This is a genomic window from Paraburkholderia sp. RL17-373-BIF-A, from assembly GCF_046030175.1.
GTDB lineage: Bacteria > Pseudomonadota > Gammaproteobacteria > Burkholderiales > Burkholderiaceae > Paraburkholderia.
Window position 1 is genome coordinate 49358 of record NZ_JARESO010000013.1, and the last position, 22309, is coordinate 71666.

Sequence of the window (22309 nt, forward strand, 5' to 3'; positions counted from 1 at the left end):
GAGCTTTGTCTGCGCGTCAGGAGCGAATCTTGCGCGCGTGTTCCGAAGTGCCCGCGAGTGGCGCACGGAAAAAAGCCAAGGAGAAGATGGTGACGTTCGACGACCGGATGGACGATAACGAAGACGTCGTAGTGTGGCGGCCTATCCAGTATGCGATGGCGTCGCACCGGCGCGTCCTCGTGGTGGACGATTACCGGGAAGCGGCAGAGGCATTGCAGATGTTGCTGACTGCTGACGGCTTCGAGTGCCGCGCGCTTGAGGATCCCTTTGCTGTCTGCGCGATGGCCCATGAATGGCAGCCCTTTGCGGTGGTGCTGGACATCAAGATGCCGGGCCTGGATGGCTTGGAACTGGCTCGCCGCCTGCGCGCCCATCCTTCCACTTCGCATATGTTGCTGGTGGCGTGCACCGCATTCGCCTCGCGCGACGACCGGGCACGTGCCAAGGCCGCCGGTTTCGATGCGCATTGCGCGAAGCCGTTGACGCCCGAGCGTCTGTTGCGTGTGCTCGAATCGGCTGCGGCGCTGCATGCGGCCGGGCCGACGTAAAGGCTGCGTGCGCTTTGAAAGAAATTCTCCATGCGGCAATTATGGAATTCGCGGCAGATTGAAGCAGATGCAGAGTGTCAAGGGGCACTCAGATTACTTAGGTTAATTGAATATATCGCCGTGACGGGCTGTTGACCTGTTACAGATAACAGCGCAACTAACCGGTCTGCAAGGGCAGTCCCTTGCAACCGGTCGACCGGATCAGAGACCCGCGCTTAGTCCGGCGCGTACTTGAACTCAGGCAGCGCCTCGAGCGACTTTTTGGTGGCTTCAGGCAGCACCACACGCCGGTTATTGATCTGTAAGTCGTTGAACGGCACGGCGACCAGATGTTTGCCCATGCCGAGAAATCCGCCTACCGACAGGATCGCGTATGTGCTGCGATCTCCGCTCGGCGAGACGATCAGATCGTCCAGCGTGCCGATAGTGTCCTTGTTCTTGTTATAGACATCGGCGCCACTCAACTTCGACGCGCGGTAGCCGCTTGCGAGTTGCACCACGTCCGTCCGTTTTTCCGTAATTGCCTGAGGCGCGCCCTGAGCGTACGCATTGCCGTACGACGCGAGCGTGGCGAGGAGCAGGGCGGTGGCGGCCAGTGAATTGATCTGTATTCGTTGCATGATGATTGTTCTCCCTGATGACATGTCCGGCGCTTCTTGTGCCGCGCCGCTTCATTGAGTCAGCTTTCACCTTGCTTGCTGCAAAAGTTGTGCCGCGCAGCGCCAATACCTACGTCAATCCTCTCAGGTCCGGAACTTGCTAAATCAGCGGGCTTGCTGTTTGATGTTCCGATGATGCATTCCATGCGGACGGAAATCCCTGCATCGACGGATCCTCTGCCTACACTAAAACACGCGCGTCAGCGCCTCTTGCTTCCACAGGACCCACTATGTCATCCCAGGCCAACTACTCGACGCGCATCTCGGAAGGCACGCCTTTTCCGCTTGGCGCGACATGGAACGGAAGCGGTGTCAACTTCGCGCTGTTCTCGGCGCACGCCACCAAGGTCGAACTGTGTCTGTTCGATGAAACCGGCGCAAACGAAATCGAACGCATCGAACTGCCGGAATACACCGATGAGGTGTGGCACGTGTACGTGCCGAACCTCAAGCCGGGCGCGGTTTACGGCTATCGCGTGCACGGCCCCTATGAACCGGAGAAGGGCCATCGTTTCAATCCGAACAAGCTGCTGCTCGATCCGTATGCGAAGGCGCATATCGGCGAACTCAAATGGGCGCCGGAAATCTTCGGCTATACGCTGGATTCCGAAGAGGGCGACTTGTCGTTCGACGAGCGCGACAGCGCGCCCTTCGTGCCCAAGTGCAAGGTGGTCGACGCCAATTTTTCGTGGAGTCATCCCGAACGCAACGCGCTGCCGTGGGAGCGCGTGATTTTTTATGAAACCCATGTGCGCGGATTTACCAAACAACATCCGGAAGTACCGGAAAATCTGCGCGGTACTTTTGCCGGGCTCGGGCAGCAGGTCGTGCTCGACTACATGAGAAACCTGGGCGTGACGTCGGTTGAACTGATGCCGATCCAGACCTTCGTCAACGACAGCTATCTGCTCGACAAGGGCCTCACCAACTACTGGGGCTACAACACGATCGGCTTCTTCGCCGCCGATCCGCGCTTCTTCGCGTCGTCGATTGATTCAGTGGGCGAGTTCAAGGAGATGGTGGACCGTTTTCACAACAACAATCTCGAAGTCATTCTCGACGTGGTCTACAACCACACTGCCGAAGGCAACGAACGTGGCCCGACGATCTCGTTCAAAGGCATCGACAACGCGTCGTACTATCGGCTGATGCCTGACGAGCCGCGCTATTACATCAACGATACCGGCACCGGCAACACGCTGAACCTGTCGCATCCCCGCGTGCTGCAAATGGTGACCGACAGCCTGCGTTACTGGGTGACGGAAATGAAGGTGGACGGTTTCCGTTTCGACCTCGCCACGATTCTCGGGCGCGAATTGCATGGTTTCGACGAAGGCGGCGGTTTCCTCGACAGTTGCCGGCAGGACCCGGTGCTCTCGAGCGTGCGGCTGGTGGCCGAGCCGTGGGACTGCGGCCCCGGTGGCTATCAGGTCGGCGGCTTTCCGCCCGGCTGGGCCGAGTGGAACGACCGCTTTCGCGACACGGTGCGCGAATACTGGAAGGGTGACGAAGGCAAGGTCGCCGATCTCGCCACGCGTCTCACCGGTTCGGGCGACAAGTTCAATCATCGCGGCCGCCGCCCGTGGGCGAGCGTGAACTTCATCGCCGCGCACGACGGCTTCACGCTCAACGATCTGGTCTCGTACAACGACAAGCACAACGACGCCAACGGCGAGGACAACAACGACGGCCATTCGGACAACAAGTCCTGGAACATGGGCGTGGAAGGTCCGACCGACGACGCGGAGATTCGTCAGCAGCGCGAGCGCCAGAAACGCAATCTGCTCGCCACGCTGCTGCTCTCGCAAGGCACGCCGATGATTCTCGCGGGCGACGAATTCGGCCGCACGCAGAAGGGCAATAACAACGCCTATTGCCAGGACAACGAGATCAGTTGGGTCGATTGGGAGGCCATCGATGACGACGGCCGCGCGCTCATCGAATTCGTCAAGAATCTGACCACGTTGCGCCACCGCCTGCCGGTATTGCGGCGTGGCCGCTTTATCATCGGTGAATACAACGAGGCGCTGGACGTGACTGACGCACGCTGGCTCTCGCCGGACGGCACGGATCTCTCGCAGGAGCAGTGGGACGATCCGTCGATGCGCTGCTTCGGCCTCGTGATCGACGGCCGCGCGCAGGCGAGCGGCATTCGCCGTCCGGCCTCGGATGCGACCCTGCTGCTGGTGCTGAATGCGCATCACGATGTCGTCAACTTCACGTTGCCCGATATTCCCGAGGGCGATCAGTGGACCTGCCTGCTCGATACCAACATGCCGGTGCGCTCCGAGTTGCCGCTCTTCAGTGCCGGCGACGCGTATCAGGTGACGGCACGCTCGTTGTTGCTGTTCGCGCTCGACGCACCGAACCGCGCGACGCAGCGTGTTTTCGACCGCCTCGAAGAGCAGCTCACTACCGACGAAAGCGAACCCTCCGCCTAAGCCTGACACACCAAGGCGTAAAACGCTGTCGAGCTTGCGCTGCCGGGTATAGCGCTTGCTCGATTGCAAGGGACTGCGCGCCATGCCGCTCTTTTTGCGGCGGACGCGCAGCGCAGCCGACATCGGCCCACGCCAGGTTTAACCGAGGTGATCAAATGGAACAGGAACAAACCTCTGTAGAGAAACAGATCCGCATGCGCGCTTATTACCTGTGGGAGCAGGCAGACGATCCGAAAGGCACGCCTGACGAGTACTGGGACCAGGCACGCGCCGAGGTAGAAAAGGAAGCACCGCCGGTAGAAAGTGGCCCGATCGCTGACGAGCCTTTGAAGTAAGTGCGCTATCGCAATGGGACTTCGACGATGGTCCGATAGTCCTATTGACCGGCATATTGGCCCAAAAGATTGGCACGCCTCACAAGAACGGCAACCGAACGTAACCGGACAGATTCGCGCAAATGAAGGACATACCCCAACCGCGCGGCGTGAGGCCGGCCGCCCGCATTCAAGCGCCCGCCACGGCCTTCGGCCTGGACAGCCTGATCGCGCTTGCGGTGGGCGTCACGGTGGTCGCTTGCCTTTACTTTGCGAGCGCCGTGCTAATTCCGATTACGCTCGCCATCCTGCTCAGCTTTCTCGTCGCGCCGCTCGCCGATGCGCTGACGCGTTTGCGGCTCGGTCACGTGGCGTCCGTGTTCGCCGCGGTGGTGATCTCGGTGTCGGTGATCGGGATGCTCGGCGCGGTGATCGCCACGCAACTGACCGATCTCGCGGCCGGCATGCCACGCTATCAGGCGACCATCGAGCAAAAGATGGAAACGGCGCACAGCCTGACCATCGGCAAACTGAACCGGTTTGCCAGCGCGGCAGGCCAGGCGCTGCAACGCGCGACCGTCGAGCCGCCGCAACCCGCACCGCAGGCTGGCCCGACGTCTCGCGGCAGCGCGCATACGACGGCCAGTGAACCCGCCGCCGTGCCCGTCGAAGTGCGCGAGCCGGTGCCGACGCCGTTCGAACTCGCGAGACGCGTGCTGTCGCCGGCTATCAGCCCGCTCGAAACGGCGTTCATCGTTTTCGTCGTGATGGTGGTGATCCTGCTGCAACGCGACGATCTGCGCGACCGCGCAATCCGTCTGTTCGGCTCGCGCGATCTGCACCGCACGACCACGGTGATGGATGAAGCCGCGCGCCGTCTGAGCCGTTACTTCGTGTCGCAACTCGGCCTGAATGCGGGCGTCGGCGTGGTGATCGGCACGGGGCTTTTTATGATTGGTGTGCCAAGTCCGATTCTATGGGGCATTCTCGCGGCGTTGCTGCGGCTCGTGCCTTACGTCGGCATCTGGATCTCGGCGACCTTGGCCACCGCGCTCGCCGCCGCCGTGAGTCCGGGGTGGGCGATGGCGATCTGGTCGCTGGCGCTATTCGCCACTGTGGAGTTGCTGGTGGGGCAGATCGTCGAGCCGCTGCTGTATGGACGCAGCACGGGGCTCTCGCCGTTTTCGGTGGTGGTGGCGGCGATTTTCTGGAGCTGGATCTGGGGGCCGATAGGACTGATTCTGTCGACACCGTTGACGCTTTGCCTGCTCGTGCTCGGCCGGCATGTGCGGCGCCTGGAGTTTCTCGATGTGCTGCTGGGCGACCAGCCGGCGCTCACGCCCATCGAAAACTTCTACCAGCGTGCGTTGGCGGGCGACCCGGACGAGGCGATCGAGCAAGCCGAAGTGCTGCTGCGTGAGCGCTCATTGTCCGCGTACTACGATGAAGTTGCGATCAAGGGCTTGCAGCTCGCAGCCAACGACGTCGAGCGCGGCAGCGTCACGGCAACGCAGCTTGCACGCATCGAGGCGACGACGAACGACCTCGTGGACGGCCTCGACGGCTACGACGACCGCGAGCCGGTCACGTCCGCGGCGGAAGAAAACTGGAGTGCGGTGGGACCGTTGGCACCTTCTTCGGCATCCGAGACTTCCGACGATGCACAAGCTCAACCCGCGAATACGCGGCTCGTTTCTCCAGGCAATTCGAAAGAAGAACGTGCAATAGACCCGTCGCCGCTCGCAGCCAGCAACCGTGTGTTATGCATTCCCGGACGCGGTCCGCTCGACGCATTAGCGACAACGATTCTGTTGCAGTTGCTCGGCAAGCACGGCTTCACGTCACGCGCGTTGCCGCATGAGGCCGCATCGCGCGCGTCGATCGATCAACTCGACGCGGACGATGTCGGCATCGTCTGCATTCTCTACCTTCAGATCGACGGCATTCCGTCGCATCTGCGCTATCTGGTCAGGCGTATTCGCGCGCGATTGCCGAAGGTGTCGATCGTGGTCGGGTTGTGGGCGGCGGAGGATACGGAGAAGTGGAGCGCGGATCTGCAAAGCGCGATGGGTGCGGAGTGTTATGCCACCTCATTGCAGGAAATCGTCGCTGCTTGCCGGCGTGTCGAGACGGCCAGAACCCAGACCGAGGAAGAACTGCCGCTCGTGGTCAATAGCTAGCGTGCCACGAATCCCTGCACGTCACCCGCCTTGACACGTCATCAAAGCGAAGGTGATGAGGATCGGGAGTGTCGGTCAGAGGGGTTGCAATTGCAGAAGTGGAGAAAACCGCCCGTCGGCAGCGCGTCGGGCGGTTCACGTTCGGTCAGCAAGGCCTAATGCCTGGCCGGTTTCTTTGCGGCCGACTTGTCTTTCGAAGCGGCGTCCTTGTCGGGGACGATCTTCGTGGTGCCGCCGGTGGAAGGCGGATCGCTCGCGGGAAAGCTATCCTCGACCTGCTTGTCGATCTGCTTTTCGCTCTTGTTCGAGTGCGGGTGCTTTTCCTTGTGCTCTGTCATCGCGTTTCTCCTTCAGGTTACGGGTGTTCATTTCGTAGCGCACGATGCGCCGCCGACGATTGCAATTGCATCCGCGCGCGACACGCCGCCTCTCATCGCATCGATCAGGCGCGCGGTCTGCGCTTCGCGTTCGCAGGCGAGCACAGCGACCACGATGTCGTTCTTCACGTACAGCGAGACGAATTGCTGCTTATCGAGTTCGCCGTCGGTCACGATCTCGTCCCACTCGCTCGCATGGCCAAGATATTCGAAGTTCTTGCCGAAGTGATAGGTCCAGAAATAAGGCACACCGGCGTAGCGATGACGCGCGCCGCACATGTTTTGCGCGGCAATGCGCGCATGCTGCTGCGCGACGCGCCAATGTTCGATGCGCAACGGTTCCTGATCTTCATGCAACGGAAACACGGCGATATCGCCCGCTGCATAGAGACCAGGCGCAGCTTGCATGCCCGCGTTGACGAGCACGCCGCCGTCTTTTTGCAGCGGCAGTCCTTCGATGAAACCGGTGGCCGGTGCGACGCCCGTGCCTAACAGCACGATGTCGGCGGCGATATGCTCGCCGTTTTCGAGCATCACCTGATGCACGTTGCCTTCTTCGCCTTCGAGGGACGTGACCTTTGCTTCGAAATGGAACACCACGCCATTGCGCTCGTGAAGCGTGCGGAACATGGCGCCCGCGCGCTCACCGAACTGCCTCGCGAACGGCACTTTCTCTGGCGAAATCACGGTCACTTGCGTGCCGCGTTTGCGCAGCGAGGAAGCCGTTTCGAGTCCGATGAAGCTGCTGCCGAGAATGACGATCTGGGTTTGACCGGCATCGTCGCCGATGGCGTCGACGAGCGGGGCGGCATCGGCGAGACTGCGCAGCACGTGCACGCCGCCGAGTTCCACACCGGGAATCGGTGGAAGCTTCGGCACACTGCCCGTAGCAAGCAAGGCGGTGTCGTAAGTCAGTTCGCCGCCGCTTTCGAAATGAATCGTGCGGGCGGGCACATCGAGCCGCGCGACCCTGCCGACCATCCGCTCGACATCGTGCCGCTCGAGCCAGTCCGGCGCGAGTAGCGGCGGCACATCGGCGGGCGCCATTTCACCAGACGGGACAAATTTACTCAGCGAAGTGCGGTCGTACGGCGCATGCGGCTCATCGCCCACGAGCGTGATACGGCCGCCAAAGTCACATTCGCGCAGCGTGGCGCAAGCGGCTGCGCCTGCCGCGCCCGCACCGATCACCACGTAATGCGGTTCCTTCGCGCTGGCATTGCGCGTCGGTCGGGGGAGTTTTTCCGGCGTGACCATCACGTCGTCGCCTGTCACGACCACGGGATAGCGGTCGAGCGCGACCAGCGCGGGCGGTTCGAGCACGTTGCCGGTGGCGACGTCGAACGTCCCTTTGTGCCACGGGCAGATGATCCGGCCGTGGCATAGGGCGCCTTCTTCAAGTGGCGCGCCGGCGTGCGGGCAATCGGCGGAATAGGCGTGCACGGTATCGCCGTCGCGCACCAGCAGAATCTTTTCGTCGTTCACCACGACACGTTCAGCGCGGTCGGTTCGCAATTGCGAGAGCTGAGCGACGCATCGGGCAGTCGTGGGCATGGCCGGTTCCTCGCGGATGGTGGCATGAGCAATGATGAGCAATGGCAGCGCAGGCGGCGCGCGACGCGCATCAGCACGCCGCGGTGCAGCACGCCTTTCAGGCCGCCGAACGCCAATGGTTCAGCAATCCATGTGCCCGAATGCGCGCGCCTGCACGAGCGCTGCTTCGTCGCCCATCACGCTTTGGAGAACGGCCGAAGTGCGGTAAATTCCGGAAAAGGAAATAGCGCACGAACATGCTCCGAGCATGTCGTGCCGTGGCATCCCTGACCTGTATTGACCTTTCATGGAGATCGTGACCGTGCAGCGTGCGGAACGTGCCGCAGTCGATTTCCCCATGCCGTCGCGCAATTTCGCGGCGACGCGGCGCATGCTGCTGATCGTCCTCGCCGTTTCGGTCGTCTTTCCTCTGATCTGCCTCGCGGGCTACGGCTACTTCGATTACCAGCGCCGGATCGCCGATTCGAACGACATGATCGACCGCCTCGCGCGCGTCGCCGAGGAACAGGCCGTCAAGGTGCTGGACCTGAACCAGCAGATGTCCTCGCGCATCGTGGAACTGCTCGGCAATGACGACGACGCGCAGATTCGCGCGCGCGAAGCGATGTTGCACAACCGTCTGCGCGGCATCGGCGGCGACTTTTCGCAGGTCGCGTCGATCTATCTGCTTGGCGCGAAGGGCGATCTGCTGGTGTCGAGCCGCACGTTTCCCGCGCCCGTCATGTCGATCGCGCAGCGCGAGGATTTCACGAGCGCGAGAGCGATGCGCCCGCATCCGTATTTTTCGCTGCCGATGTTCGGCCCACTCTCGCAGACCGATGTGTTCACCACCGCGACGGGCCGTTCGGGCGCCGACGGCCAGTTCCTCGGCGTGGTCACGGTGGCGCTGCGCAACGAGTACTTCTCGCGCTTCTATCGTGAACTGACCAACGGCGATTCGTCGCTGGCGCTGGGCCTGTACCGGCAGGACGGCAATTTGCTGGTGCGCTATCCGCCGTGGCCGGCGGGCGCGAAGCCCAGCCCGCGGAGCAAATTCACTCAGGCGTTGCGCGACAAACAGCTGTCCGGCCACGTCCGTCTGAATTCCACGGTGGATGGTGTGGAGCGCCTGCTGGCGTTTCGCCGTGTCGGCGACTATCCGCTCTATGTGATGAGCGCCTACGCGACGTCGTCGATCGGCGAAGCATGGCGGCGGCACTTCATCATGATCGCGGCACTCACGGCCGTGCCCTGCATCGCCATCTGGCTGCTGGTGTTCTACTCGCTGCGCCAACTGGAAGGCGAGCGCCGCGCGTGGGAACGTTGGCAGGGCGAAGTGGCGATGCGTCTGTCAGCCGAAGCCTCGAGCCGGCAACTGCAGCGCATGGGCGCGCTCGGCAATCTCGTCGCCAACGTCGCGCACGATTTCAACAATCTGCTGATGGTGGTCGCCGCCAACACGGAGCTCGCGCGGCTCAAGCGCTTTAACAACGTGGAGAAGGAAGTGCTGGCGGTGGAGCGCGCCACCGCCACCGCCGAATCGCTCACGCGGCGTCTCCTGAGCGTGGCGCGCAAGCAGCCGCTCAAACAGCAGCCGCTCGATCTCGCCACGTGGATGCCCGGCGCCGCCCCGCTGATCGACGCCGCGCTCGGCGACAACGTCGAGCTGGTCTTGAACATGGTCGATAAGGTCTGGCAGGTGCTGGCCGATCCGACCGACCTCGAATTCGCGATCATGAACCTGGCCGTGAACGCGCGCGACGCGATGCCGCGTGGCGGACGCTTCGTGATTCGCTGCCAGAACAACCGGCTGGTCGGCAGCGATACCTTGCTGCCCGACGGCGAATACGTGCTGATCGCCTGTTCCGACGACGGCGAGGGTATGCCCGAGGCCGTCGCGCGGCGCGCCTTCGAGCCGCTCTTCACCACCAAGCTGCGCGGTTCGGGCACGGGCCTCGGCCTCGCGCAGGTGCTTTCCATGTGCGAACAGGCAGGTGGCACGGCGAAGATCGACAGCGTGCCGGGCAGCGGTACGACGGTCAGGTTGTATTTGCCGCGATATCGCGAACGCCAGAAGGCGTCCGTGGTTCAAGCCGAGACGGTGCAAGCGCCGGTGCCCGCGCCGAGCGGCGTCGTGCTGCTGGTGGAAGACAACGAAGATGTCGCGGCGGGCGTGGCGGCGGTGCTGGAGACCTTCGGCTGCGAGGTGCGCCATGAACCGACCGCCGACCAGGCGCTCGATGTGCTGACAGGCGGCGCGCGCTTCGAGCTCGTGCTGTCCGACATCCAGATGCCGGGCAAGCTCAACGGCATCGACCTCGCGGAGAAGGTGCGCAGTGCGTGGCCGTCACAGAAGATCGCCTTGATGACCGGCTACGCCGACGAACTCGAACGCGCGCGGCGGCTGGGCGTGGCGATACTCGCCAAGCCGTTCAACATCGACGAATTGCACGCTCTGGTGGCGTGTGAACCGTAAGGCTCGCCATTCGCGGCGCACGCCTGGCATGTTCGAAGTGTTTCATGACTCACGGCACACCCCTTGCTGAGGGGAAGATGAGGTATGCGTATTTGGCTGAACCGGCCGGCGCAACCCACTTCTTTTCGCACAGGAGAAAGTCATGCACCTCAGAAACAAGACTCGCAGCGCAGTCCTCATCTCGGCCTTGCTCGCCGCTTCCTCAATTGCGATGGCGCAAGGCAGCGGGGGTGGCGGTCCGGCCGGCAATGACCCGAGTGGCGGCACCAATGCCGGCGCGACCCGTGAGGGTGGCGACATGCAGGCATCGGGCGCGATGGCGCATTCGAAGTCGACTAATAAACATCACATGAAGTCGTCGAAGGCGAAGCCGGCTACCGACTCGACCAATATGCCGGGCGCGGACGCGAGCAGCGATACGAAGGGGCAGTAAGGTAGAGAAGCACAGTGGGCAAAGCTGAACGAGGATTCCGGAGCGCTTGCTGCTGCGGGCGCCTCCGATCCCAACCGATGACACGAAACTCCCGCACCCAGCCTCGGCAGGCGCGCTTCGCACGGGCGCCGAAGCCGGGCTGGCTTTGCAATGCGGTGCAACACACGCGACAATATGAGTTGATACAGCACAGGCCCGTGCCAAGACGAGACGAGGTCGGCTGAGACGCAGCGCAGCGCACAAGGATGAGTATGGCTGGCAGTGAAGCAGGAGCGTCTCAAACGAACACGCAGAGCGTTGCGCAAACGAGCACGCAGTCAGGCACACAGACGAACTCCGATACCGCAGGGAGCACGGCGGCCGCTTCAGGCTCGCTGGACTTTCCTGTAGTCGGCATTGGCGCATCCGCGGGTGGCGTGCAGGCGCTGCTGCGTTTCTTCGAGAACGCGCCGGCCGATATCGGCATGGCGTTCGTGGTGGTGCTGCACCTGTCGCCCGACCATGCAAGCAGCGCCGACCAGGTGTTGCAGCACGCCACCCGCATGCCGGTGCGTCAGGTTCAGCAGCCGGTCCAGGTGGAAAAGAACCACGTCTATGTGATTTCGCCGTCACACGATCTCTCGCTCGACCACGGCCATCTCACGCCCGTTGAAGCCGATCGTCCGCGTGGCCGGCCGATCGCCATCGACCTGTTTTTTCGTAGCCTCGCCGACGCGCACCGCGAGCGGGCGATCGCCATCGTGCTCTCGGGCACGGGCGCGGACGGCGCGACCGGCATCGGGCGAATCAAGGAACAGGGCGGCGTGACGATCGCGCAGGACCCGGCCGACGCCGAGTACCCGGAGATGCCGCAGAACGCGATGGCCACCGGCATGGTCGACCTCACGTTGCCGGCGGCCGACATGCCGCGCAAACTCCGCGAGCTGGCCGAAAACGCGCGCGCCATCCGCCTGCCGTCCGCGGACGACGAACCGGAAACGCTCGCCGTCAAACCGCCCGATGCGGCTTCGATCGCCGAACGGGCCTTGCTCGGCGTGCTCGCCACCTTGCGCGCACGCACCGGCCACGATTTCCAGCACTACAAGCGCGCCACGATTCTGCGGCGCATTGAACGTCGTTTGCAGGTCAACGGCATTCCCGATCTGCAAGCCTACCAGGACTACGTTCTCACGCATCCCGACGAGACGCCGGCGCTGCTCAAGGACATGCTGATCGGCGTGACCAATTTCTTCCGCGACCGGGAGACCTTCGAAGTCGTCGAGCGCGAGATCGTGCCGAAGCTGTTCCAGAAGAAGTCCGCGGACGATCCGGTGCGTGCCTGGGTCGCCGGCTGCGCGACCGGCGAAGAAGCCTATTCGCTGGCCATGCTGCTCGCCGATCATCCGGAGCGGCATGAAGGCATTCAGGCACAGCTGTTCGCAACCGACATCGACGAACGCGCGATTTCATTCGCGCGCGCGGGGCTGTATCCCGAATCGATCACCGCGGACGTGCCCACCCAACGGCTGCGCCAGTTCTTCACGGCCGAGCGCGCACACTTTCGCGTCACCAAGGCGATCCGCGAAAAGGTGCTGTTCGCCGTGCATAACGTGCTGCGCGATCCGCCGTTTTCCCGCGTCGACCTGGTGTCGTGCCGCAATCTGTTGATCTATCTGGACCGCAGCGTACAAACCCAGGTGCTGCAGATGTTTCACTTCTCCCTGCAGCCCGGCGGCTATCTGCTGCTCGGCAGTTCGGAATCCGCCGAGGCGGCCGGCGATCTGTTCACGGCGGTCGACAAGAAAAACCGGATCTATCGCGCCAACGTCGTGGCCAGCACGGTTCGCCCGCCGATCAGCATGCCGGTCGTTGCACAAGGCGGCGCGGCCAGTGTCGCCAACGTCGGGCCCGCGGCGCCGCTACCGCAGTCGCTGCCGTTTTCGGCCTTGCATCACCGGATCCTGGAGTCGTACGCACCGCCGAGCGTGGTGGTCGATACGGACGCGAACATCCTGCATATGTCCGAGCACGCGGGCCAGTTTCTGCGCTTCGTGCGGGGCGAGCCGTCGTACAACCTGATCATGCTGGTCCACCCGGATTTGCGTCTGCAACTGCGTGCGACCTTGTTTCAGGCATTGCGCGGCAACCGCGAAGCGGCCACTCCGCCGATCGATTTCACGCCCGGCAAGCAGGTGCGGATCGTCGTGCGCCCTTATCGGCGCACGGAAGATTCACCGGAATTCGCGCTGGTGCTGTTCGAGGAAGTTGCGGCCGGCGCCGCCGCGCAACCGTCGAAGCAGCCCGCCGGTCCGGCGGCGCAGGATTCGCTGCTGGTGCATCTCGAGGATGAACTGCATCGCACGAAACAGGAGTTGCGCTCCACGGTCGAGCAGTCGGAGGCGTCGACGGAAGAGCTGAAAGCGTCGAACGAGGAATTGCAGGCGATCAATGAAGAGTTGCGCGCGGCTACCGAAGAACTCGAGACCAGCAAGGAAGAACTGCAGTCGCTGAACGAGGAGTTGTTCACCGTCAACGCGGAATTGCAGACCAAGATCGAGGAGACCGGCAAGGCCAAGGACGACTTGCAGAACGTGATCGCCTCGACCGGCATCGCCACGCTGTTCGTCGATCGCGAGATGCGGATCAAGCGGTATACGCCGGCTGCAACGGATCTGTTCAACGTGATTCCGTCCGACCTCGGCCGCCCGCTGCACGACATCACGCACCGGCTCCACTATCCGCAACTGAACGACGACACGCTCACTGTGTTCGAGTCGCTGCAACTGATCGAGCGCGAGATTCGCGGCACCGACGGGGGCTATTTCCTCACGCGCCTCTCGCCGTATCGCACCACGGACGATCACATCGACGGCGCGGTGTTGACCATCGTCGATATCACGGCGTTGCGGCGCGCGGAGCAGCTCGTGCGCGTCGGCGAGGAGCGCCTGCATCTCGCCGCGCAAAGCACCAACGACTTCGCGATCATCGTGCAGGACATGGATGGCCGCGTGGTGACGTGGAACAAGGGCGCGGAACGCATCTTCGGTTACAGCGAGAGCGAGATGGCCGGGCAGACGCTCGACCGTGTCTATCTGCCGGAAGATCGCGAAGCCGGCGAACCCGCGAACGAACGGCGGCGCGCGCAGACCGACGGTCGTTGCGAGGACGAACGCTGGTACATCCACAGAAACGGTACGCGGCTCTATTGCAGCGGCGTGATCACACCGATGGCGTCGGACACCTTCAGCGGTTTCGCGAAGATCGTGCGCGATCTGACGCAGCGCAAAGGCACCGAGGCGCTCGAGCAGCGCAAGATTTCGTTGGAGCGCTCGGTGCGGCAGAAGATGGAAGCGGCCAGCCGTCTGAAGGACGAATTCCTCGCGGTGCTCTCGCACGAATTGAAGAACCCGCTGAACCTGATTCATGTAAAAGCGGACATGCTGGACCGCGCGCCGTCCACCCAAGGCCTGCCGGTAGTGCGCGATGCGGCCGATGCGATCCGCCGTTCGGTGATCAGCCTAGCAAAGATCATCGACGACCTGCTCGACCTGTCGCGCGTGCGCACCGGCAAACTGGCGCTGGAGCGCTCGCGGGTGGATATCGCGGCGATCACGGCGTCGGTGGCGAGCGCGATCGAAGCCGATGCGCTGTCGCATCAGGTCGAGGTGAACGTGGAGGGTGCGGCCGAACCGTTTCTTATCGACGCCGACGCCGTGCGCTTCGAGCAGATTCTGTGGAACCTCGTCAGCAATGCGGTGAAATTCACGCCGCAGGGCGGAAGCGTGACGATCAGGCTCGCGCATGAGGACGGCTTCGCGTGTGTCGAGGTGCGCGACACCGGGCGCGGCATCGAACCGGCCTTCCTGCCGCACGTGTTCGATATGTTCAGCCAGGCCGAAGGCGCGCACCGGCGGCATAGCGGCGGTCTGGGCATCGGGCTCGCGCTCGTCAAGCAACTTGCCGAAATGCATGGCGGGCATGTGCAGGCGGAGTCCGCGGGTGCGGGCAAGGGTGCGCGTTTTCGCGTCTGGCTGCCCGCCGATAGCGCCACAGTGCAAGCCGAACCCCGCGAAAGCCAGGGCGACGTCAGTCTGCTCAAGGGCATGCGGATTCTGCTGGTCGACGACGCGGTCGAAAGCCTGCAGGCGTTCCAGAGCCTGCTCGAAATGGAGGGCGCGCAAGTGTGGCCGCAAACCAATGGCGCGGCCGCGCTGGAGGTTGCCGCGCATCAACAGTTCGACCTGATCCTCTCGGATATCGGCATGCCGGGCATGGACGGCTATGAGCTGATCGCGGCGTTGCGCAAACTGCCGGCCACGGCGTCGGTGCCCGCGCTCGCGCTCACCGGCTTCGGCCGTCCGCAGGATGCCACGCGTGCGATTCGCGCGGGCTACGACGCGCATCTCGGCAAGCCGGTTTCGCTGCAGGCGCTGCTCGATAAGATTGCGCGCGCAACCACTCCGAACCGTTGAGGGTTCGATCTGATTTTTCGTCTTGGCGCGGGCTTCGGACAGCCCGCGCGACCTGCCGTCGACGGGTATAGCGCTTGCTGAAATTGACAGCATGCACGGTTGTCGAGCGCCGGTCCTGAAAGCCTCCGATGAGTCCGTGCCCTTCATTTTCTGCAGGAGCATGGACATGACACTCGGCGATACGATCAAAGGCATGGTCGGCATGGATCCAACGGGACATGCCGATCCCGATATGAAAGCGGTGCTCGACGCGCTCAAGAGTCTGGACCCGAAGCCCATCGAAGATTGCACGGTGGAGGAGGCGAGGCACCAGCCCACGCCCGCCGACGCCGTCAAAAAACTGATGCAGAACCCCGCGTTCAGCGCGCGGCCTGCGCTGGAACTGGAGGCGGTGCGCACGCAAGACATCATGATTCCAGGCGCGGCCGGCAGCAATTCGGCGCGGGTGTACACGCCGCAAGGCGAGGGACCGTTCCCGCTGATTCTGTATTTTCACGGCGGCGGCTGGGTGATCGCCGACCTCGATACCTACGATGCCACGCCGCGTGCCATGGCCGCCCAGAGCCGGGCGATCGTGGTGTCCGCGCACTACCGGCAGGCGCCGGAGCACCGGCTGCCGGCCGCTCACGACGACGCGTTCGCCGCATGGGGCTGGCTGATCGGGAATGCAATGAGCGTCGGCGGCGACCCGGACAAGATCGCGATCATGGGCGAGAGCGCCGGCGCCAATCTGGCGATCAACGTATCGATCCGCGCGCGCAACACGGGCATCCGCATGCCGATGCATCAGGCGCTCATCTATCCGGTGGCGAGCAACAACATCGTGTCGATCTCTTATGAAGAGAATCGCAATGCCAAGCCCTTGAACAAGCCGATGATGCTGTGGTTCATACATAACGTGATCAACAGCGAGAGCGATCTCACCAGTCCGTTGATCGACGTGGTGAGCGCGGATCTGTCACGCTTGCCGCCGGCTGTGATAGTGACCGCGGGCATCGATCCGCTGCGCTCGGACGGTGAGAAGCTCGCGCAGAAACTGCACAGCGCGGGCGTGCCCGTCGAGCATCGCAATTATCGGGGCGCGACGCACGAGTTCTTCGGCATGGCAGCGGTGGTGCAGGCGGCGCGCGACGCGCAGGCCTTCGTGTCGCTCGCGCAGCGCCAGGCGTTCGGCGGCGCGCCGCTTTGAAGCGGTGAGCGGTCCGTTTGGTTCTCTATCGAACTTTCGAGTGCAATGGAGCGCGCCGTCATTCGCCGATCAGATGCAGCACGATGTCCCGATGCTGCGTGTGAAGGCGATGTTCGAACAGATACAACCCTTGCCAGGTGCCGAGCACCATCCGCCCATGTTCGACCGGCACCGATAATTGCACTTGCGTGAGCGCGGTGCGCAAATGGGCCGGCATGTCGTCCGGGCCTTCGGCGTCGTGTTCGTAACGCTCGGCGTCTTCGGGCGCGAGGCTCGCGAAGTAGCGCTCCAGGTCGCGCTGTACCGAAGGGTCGGCGTTTTCCTGAATCAGCAATGAAGCCGACGTATGGCGGCAAAACAGCGTCAGCAGCCCTGTGTCGATGCCCTGCGCGGCGACGAAGCGGCGCGCTTCGTCAGTGAATTCGACGAGGCCGCGGCTGCGGGCCTTCACGCTCAGGTGGTGGATGGCTTGTCGCATGATAGTTGTCGGGTGGAGATGGCGCGGCGCATGAGGCGCAGCGTGCGCCGCTAGACCTCAGAGCGACGTCAGCACGTCCGCGATTTCCGCGGCGTTGGCCGGACGGACCACCCGCGCGACTTCCGTGCCGTCGCGCATCAGGATCAGCGTGGGCCAGAGCTTGACCTTGAACGAGCGGCCGAGCGGGCGGCCCGGGCCGTCTTCGATCTTCAGATGCCTGAGGCCGTCGTGCGGTTCGAGGGCTTGCGCAATCGACGCCTGCGCGCCCTGGCAGTAGCCGCACCAGTCCGTGCCGAATTCGACGAGGGTGGCGCCCGCCAGGGCGTCGAGTTGGGCTCGCGAGGGGGCTTGGGAAGAATAGGCTGTCTGGGTTGCCATGCTTGCTCCGGAGCGGTTCAACCTGTGCAGGCAGGGGCTTGGGCCGCCGTGGCGCCCCTGCGGGTGGAATTGCCAAGAGTAGCAGCTATCCCCGGGATCGTCAGTGAGCCTGGCTTCGCCCGATGCGCGGCCCGGCGCGGCGCGCGGCCGCGTAAATTTCACGCGAACTCATATTCTTGCCGCCATGGCGTGTTAAACATTCGTCCGGTGCTGCCGGCAGGCAGCGAAACATCGAAGGCAGGAAGGGAAAGAAATGGGCGAAAGGATTTATCTGCGCTACCCCGGCAAGGAAGAAACAGTCGCGGTGGCTACCGGTTTCAGTTGGGGTGCGTGTCTGCTGGGCTTCGTCTGGGCCTTGTCGAAGAAGATGTGGTTTGCTGCTTTCGTCATGCTGGCGATCAACTTGCTGCTCTTCTGCTCGGGTCTATGGGGCGAAACCGCCGACCTGATCGGACTCGTGCTGTCGGTGCTGTTCGGTATCGCTTGCGGTATGTATGGCAATCAGTGGCACCGCTGGACGCTCGAAAAACGCGGTTACGTCGTGCAGTAACGCGCGCTGCAAGGCGCGGTCGGGAGTTGCATAGCGGGAGCGGATATTGCTAGCTTCACGCCGCACGTGCATGCACCGAAGCGAAACAAAGACAACGAAGCGCGCGCCGTCGAACCGATTCCCAACGCGTCATGGAGGCATCCCATGCCAAATGCAGTTGCTCCACGCCGTTCCGCCGTGTTGTTCAACCTGCTGCGCCGCAACCGGGCCGGGGCCGCGCTGGCCGTGTCGCTCGGCGTCGCGCCGCTTGCGCATGGCGCCGAACCGAGCGCCGCGCCGGGCGCGGGCATGGCTGGCGCACCCGGTGCTTCGAGCGCCACGGCACCGGCAACGGCCGCCGCATCCGCGCCCGACGACACCTTTCTGCTCACCATCTTCCTGCGGCACGACGAGTCCAAGCCGCTGCCGAAGATCAACGACCAGTTGCGCGCACAAGGATTCTTCAAGACTTTTCCGCCGCCCGGCATCGAAGTGGTGTCGTGGTACGTGATGATGGGCATCGGCCAGGTGGTCACGCTGCGCGTGCCGGCGAGCCGCCTGCGCGAGGTGAACCGGGCGATCGAAACCACCGCGTGGGGCGGCTATCGCACCGAGTTTTATCCGACCTACGACTACAAGGCGCAAGCGCAGCAGATGCGCGCGGCGGACGGCAAGTAGCGTGCTCCACGCCGTCGGTGGCGCGGCAACGGTGCGGTCTGCAATTTTGGGATGCGGTGGCGCGGGTTTACGCGCCCGCGAGCTAAGCCGATAATGCCCCGGTCGTTCCGGCCACGAAGTGTGCGGCGTGCATAGCGCGTCGCAGGCTCGCTTTCCCTGACCCACCGCCCCTCGTGTTAAAAACCTCACGTTTTTTCGACCTGCTGCGCATTCCCGGCTTCAAGCCGCTCGCCGCCGCGACGCTCATGCTCGGTGTGGCGATGTCGTTCACCGCTCCCTATCTCTCCCTGTTCGGCGTCGAGCGCGCCGGCATGACGCCGTTCAGGCTCGGCGTCTTCATGACGCTGATCGCGGCGAGCGGGGTGCTCGCCAGCACCTTCGCGGGCCGCTGGAGCGACGCGAGCGGGCGGCACCGGCCCTTGCTGCTGGCCGCGCTGATCGCGGCGGCGCTCGGCTATCTGTGCTTATGCGTCGTGCGTGATTACCGGCTGCTGCTGGTGGTCGGGATCGTCTTCATCGGCGCGGGCGGCTCGGCCATTTCGATGGTGTTCTCGTTCAGCCGCGCGGCCTTGCCAGTAGCGGACCCCGCGGAGCGCGTGTTCGCCAGCGCGACCTTGCGGACCATTCTGTCGGCGGCGTGGGTGTTCGGGCCGTCGGTGGGCGCGCTGGTGCTCGCCGCCAGCAGCTTTTACGGGCTCTTCCTGTTCGCCGCCGCCAGTTTCGGCGCCTGCGCGACGATCGTATGGCGCATGCGGGAGCCGCAGGGCCACCTCGGCGATCACACGGTGGAAGACACGGCGTCGGAGCCGTCGGCTTCGATCACCGTGCCGCCGCTGACCGCGCCCGGCGAAGATGCGCACGAGGACTTGCCGGGCGTCGCCTCGGCCATCGACATCGGCCGCGCGGTCGCCGCCCTCACCTTGCTCGGCCTCGCCGCGAACGCGACCATGATCGTGCTGCCGCTCTACATCGTGCATGGGCTGAACGGCACGCATCTGGATGTGTCGGTCATGCTCGGCCTCGGCGCCTTGATGGAGATTCCGATGATGCTCGCGCTCGGCGCGAAGTCGTCGGCGCTGCACAAGCCGAACTGGCTGGCCGCCTGCGCCGCGGTGCACGCGGTGTATTTCGTCGGCATGTCGCTGGCGGGGAATGTCCACATGCTGATCCCGATGCAGATGCTCAACGCATTCGTGGTGGCCGTGACCTCGTGCCTCGGCATGACCTATGTGCAGGATCTGATGCCGCAGTCGCCGGGCCGCGCCACCGCGCTGTTTTTCAATGCGGCGCGCGTCGGCTCGATTCTCTCGGGCGTGTTGTCGGGCTTGCTGGTGCAGGCGTTCAGCTATCGCGGCACGTTTCTGTTCTGCGGCCTGCTGGCGCTGTGCGCGCTGGTGCTGTTCGCCGTGCCGGGCTATCGCTATCCGTTGATGTGGAACGCCGTGAAGCGTTTTAAGCGTTCGCAATACGGCAAACTCCAGGCACGACAGCGACAGCGCTAGACGCGCCGGCTTCAAGGGCAAACACGAACTGCAAGAAAGCGGTCAGCCGAATCGAAGCCTGCGCGGGCGCCATGCCGCGCAACCCTGACGCAAGCGCACACTGCCCAGGAACTTTACGCCGCGCAAAACCTCTGCAAAAAGGCGTATCGTCTTTCGATGCATGGGCGATGCCCGCTTCGCTGCAAGAGCGAATCAGGGCTGCTACCGTGTGTCCGGCGCACGCGAAGAAACACCACTACAGTAAGTGTAGCCACGTGCGATTCCTGACGCCGCCACTGAAGCGCTCAGCGAAAACGCAACATAGCCGCGGTAGAACGAAGCAAAACGTCGAAGCAAATCCAGCAGCGCAACGAGGCACTTTCCGGAGCGAGATATGCAGCTAGGCATGATTGGATTGGGGCGCATGGGCGCCGACATGGTGCGGCGCCTGACGAACGGCGGTCAGCACTGTATCGCCTTCGACGTGCAACCGGCGGCGGTGGAGAGGCTGAAACAGGACGGCGTAGCGGGCGCGGCGTCGCTGGAAGACCTCGTCGCGCAACTCGAGAAGCCGCGCGCCGTGTGGCTGATGGTGCCCGCCGCCGTGGTCGACATGACGCTGGAGAAACTCGTGCCGTTGCTGGAGCCGGGCGACATCGTGATCGACGGCGGCAACTCCTATTACCACGACGACATCCGCCGCAGCGCCGAACTGGCCGAGCGCAAACTTCACTATGTGGACGTCGGCACCAGCGGCGGCGTGGCGGGCCGCGAGCGCGGCTACTGTCTGATGATCGGCGGCGAGCCTGAGGTCGTGAAGCGGCTCGAACCGATTTTCGCGACGCTCGCGCCGGGTGCCGGCTCAGAGCCGGCCACGCCGGGCCGTGTCGCCGGCTCGAGCACCGCGGATCAAGGCTTCCTGCATTGCGGGCCGCAGGGCGCGGGGCACTTCGTCAAGATGGTCCACAACGGCATCGAGTACGGCATGATGGCCGCGTACGCCGAGGGTCTGAACATTCTGCATCACGCCGACGCCGGCAAGCAGGCGCGCGAGGCTGACGCCGAAACCTCGCCGCTGCGCCGACCCGAGCTATACCAGTACGATCTGAATCTCGCCGACGTCACCGAAGTCTGGCGGCGCGGCAGCGTGATCAGTTCATGGCTGCTCGATCTGATCGCCGGGTCGCTCGTTAGCGATGTCGAGCTGAAAAACTACGCAGGACGCGTATCCGATTCAGGCGAGGGGCGCTGGACCGTGGCGGCCGCCATCGACGAAGGCGTGCCTACGCCGGTGCTGAGCGCGGCGCTGTTCGCGCGTTTCAGTTCGCGCGGCGAGGCGGATTTCGCGAACCGCGTGCTCTCGGCTATGCGGAAGGATTTCGGTGGCCACGCCGAGAAATCGGCCACGCCGTCCGATAAGCCGAAAAGCTGATTCCAGGGAGCCGCGATGCAAGCCACCACCTCCACGCCGCACGACGTCGTGTTTCTGTTCGACTGCGACAACACCTTGCTGGACAACGACCACGTGCTCTCGGATCTGCGCGCGCACATGATGCGCGAGTTCGGCGCGGAGAACAGCGCGCGGTACTGGGAAATCTTCGAGAACCTGCGCACCGAGCTCGGCTATGCCGATTACCTGGGCGCGCTGCAGCGCTATCGCTCGGAGCATCCGCGGGACACGCGGCTGTTGTTGATGTCGTCGTTCCTGATCGACTATCCGTTTGCGAACCGCCTGTATCCGGGCGCGCTGGATGCGCTCCGGCATGTGGGCGAGCGCGGTCCCACGGTGATTCTCTCCGACGGCGACGTGGTGTTCCAGCCGCGCAAGATCTCCCGCTCTGGGCTATGGGACGAGGTCGAAGGGCGCGTGCTGATCTACATCCACAAAGAGTTGATGCTCGATCAGGTGATGGAGTGCTATCCCGCGCGCCACTATGTCATGGTCGACGACAAGCTGCGCATTCTGACGGCCATGAAAAAGGCGTGGGGCGCGAAACTGACGACGGTGTTTCCCCGCCAGGGGCACTATGCATTCGATCCGAAAGAGATCTCCAGCAATCCGCCGGCGGATGTGACGGTGGAGCGGATCGGCGAGTTGGCGGAGATCGACGTGGAGTTGTTGTTGGCTGAGAAACGCTAGAGGGTTCGCGGCGCTGGCGCGTCT

Annotated in this window: 18 protein-coding genes; 13 read left to right on the plus strand and 5 right to left on the minus strand. The window is 63.7% G+C overall.

The window, feature by feature from the left end; genetic code table 11:
• Nucleotides 1–89 precede the first annotated feature (89 nt).
• Entirely contained in the window at nucleotides 90–548 is a 459-nt protein-coding gene (locus P0D80_RS17965; protein ID WP_408180206.1) for a response regulator, read from the plus strand.
• Nucleotides 549–763: 215 nt separating this feature from the next.
• On the opposite strand, the gene P0D80_RS17970 is transcribed toward P0D80_RS17965, so the two are convergent.
• The gene (locus tag P0D80_RS17970; protein WP_408180171.1) at nucleotides 764–1168 is read right to left on the minus strand and encodes a PRC-barrel domain-containing protein; all 405 of its coding nucleotides are present in this window, start codon (nucleotides 1166–1168) and stop codon (nucleotides 764–766) included.
• A gap of 269 nt (nucleotides 1169–1437) precedes the next feature.
• On the opposite strand from P0D80_RS17970, the gene glgX reads away from it, so the two are divergent.
• The 3 genes from glgX to P0D80_RS17985 all read left to right on the plus strand — a co-directional run bounded on the left by glgX (nucleotide 1438) and on the right by P0D80_RS17985 (nucleotide 6142).
• Nucleotides 1438–3648, plus strand: coding sequence for a glycogen debranching protein GlgX (gene glgX / locus P0D80_RS17975; RefSeq protein WP_408285774.1), 2211 nt, complete (start codon nucleotides 1438–1440; stop codon nucleotides 3646–3648).
• A gap of 155 nt (nucleotides 3649–3803) precedes the next feature.
• Entirely contained in the window at nucleotides 3804–3983 is a 180-nt protein-coding gene (locus P0D80_RS17980; RefSeq protein WP_408285776.1) for a DUF2934 domain-containing protein, read from the plus strand.
• A gap of 122 nt (nucleotides 3984–4105) precedes the next feature.
• Entirely contained in the window at nucleotides 4106–6142 is a 2037-nt protein-coding gene (locus tag P0D80_RS17985; RefSeq protein ID WP_408285777.1) for an AI-2E family transporter, read from the plus strand.
• 155 nt (nucleotides 6143–6297) lie between these two features.
• Here the strand turns inward: P0D80_RS17985 and P0D80_RS17990 are convergent, their stop codons facing one another.
• The gene (locus P0D80_RS17990) at nucleotides 6298–6480 is read right to left on the minus strand and encodes a hypothetical protein (protein WP_132377257.1); all 183 of its coding nucleotides are present in this window, start codon (nucleotides 6478–6480) and stop codon (nucleotides 6298–6300) included.
• 27 nt (nucleotides 6481–6507) lie between these two features.
• A complete protein-coding gene (locus P0D80_RS17995) occupies nucleotides 6508–8073 on the minus strand; it encodes an FAD-dependent oxidoreductase (RefSeq protein WP_408285781.1) in 1566 nt (521 codons plus the stop codon).
• Between the two features lie 286 nt (nucleotides 8074–8359).
• On the opposite strand from P0D80_RS17995, the gene P0D80_RS18000 reads away from it, so the two are divergent.
• From P0D80_RS18000 to P0D80_RS18015, 4 genes are all read left to right on the plus strand, one after another.
• A complete protein-coding gene (locus P0D80_RS18000; RefSeq protein ID WP_408285783.1) occupies nucleotides 8360–10528 on the plus strand; it encodes a hybrid sensor histidine kinase/response regulator family protein in 2169 nt (722 codons plus the stop codon).
• Between the two features lie 142 nt (nucleotides 10529–10670).
• The gene (locus P0D80_RS18005; RefSeq protein ID WP_408285785.1) at nucleotides 10671–10961 is read left to right on the plus strand and encodes a hypothetical protein; all 291 of its coding nucleotides are present in this window, start codon (nucleotides 10671–10673) and stop codon (nucleotides 10959–10961) included.
• Between the two features lie 251 nt (nucleotides 10962–11212).
• Complete coding sequence (locus tag P0D80_RS18010; RefSeq protein WP_408285787.1) at nucleotides 11213–15412, plus strand: CheR family methyltransferase; 4200 nt, start codon at nucleotides 11213–11215, stop codon at nucleotides 15410–15412.
• Nucleotides 15413–15578: 166 nt separating this feature from the next.
• Nucleotides 15579–16601 carry an alpha/beta hydrolase gene (locus P0D80_RS18015; protein ID WP_408285789.1) on the plus strand — a complete coding sequence of 341 codons (1023 nt, stop codon included), beginning with the start codon at nucleotides 15579–15581 and terminating at the stop codon, nucleotides 16599–16601.
• Nucleotides 16602–16659: 58 nt separating this feature from the next.
• Here P0D80_RS18015 and P0D80_RS18020 read toward each other — a convergent pair whose 3' ends face one another.
• A complete protein-coding gene (locus P0D80_RS18020) occupies nucleotides 16660–17079 on the minus strand; it encodes a secondary thiamine-phosphate synthase enzyme YjbQ (RefSeq protein ID WP_408285791.1) in 420 nt (139 codons plus the stop codon).
• Nucleotides 17080–17136: 57 nt separating this feature from the next.
• Complete coding sequence (locus tag P0D80_RS18025) at nucleotides 17137–17457, minus strand: thioredoxin family protein (protein ID WP_408285792.1); 321 nt, start codon at nucleotides 17455–17457, stop codon at nucleotides 17137–17139.
• Between the two features lie 253 nt (nucleotides 17458–17710).
• Here P0D80_RS18025 and P0D80_RS18030 point away from each other — a divergent pair, with 253 nt between their 5' ends.
• The 5 genes from P0D80_RS18030 to P0D80_RS18050 all read left to right on the plus strand — a co-directional run bounded on the left by P0D80_RS18030 (nucleotide 17711) and on the right by P0D80_RS18050 (nucleotide 22285).
• On the plus strand, nucleotides 17711–18007 hold the full coding sequence (locus P0D80_RS18030) for a DUF2628 domain-containing protein (protein ID WP_132377249.1): 297 nt from the start codon (nucleotides 17711–17713) through the stop codon (nucleotides 18005–18007).
• 144 nt (nucleotides 18008–18151) lie between these two features.
• Complete coding sequence (locus P0D80_RS18035; RefSeq protein WP_408285793.1) at nucleotides 18152–18664, plus strand: hypothetical protein; 513 nt, start codon at nucleotides 18152–18154, stop codon at nucleotides 18662–18664.
• Between the two features lie 173 nt (nucleotides 18665–18837).
• Nucleotides 18838–20166, plus strand: a complete 1329-nt coding sequence (locus tag P0D80_RS18040) for a sugar efflux transporter (protein WP_408285794.1) — start codon at nucleotides 18838–18840, stop codon at nucleotides 20164–20166.
• Between the two features lie 373 nt (nucleotides 20167–20539).
• Nucleotides 20540–21577: a phosphogluconate dehydrogenase (NAD(+)-dependent, decarboxylating) gene (gene gnd / locus P0D80_RS18045; protein ID WP_408180157.1), complete on the plus strand. Its 1038-nt coding sequence runs from the start codon at nucleotides 20540–20542 to the stop codon at nucleotides 21575–21577.
• Between the two features lie 15 nt (nucleotides 21578–21592).
• Nucleotides 21593–22285, plus strand: a complete 693-nt coding sequence (locus P0D80_RS18050) for an HAD family hydrolase (protein WP_408285796.1) — start codon at nucleotides 21593–21595, stop codon at nucleotides 22283–22285.
• Nucleotides 22286–22309: the final 24 nt, after the last annotated feature.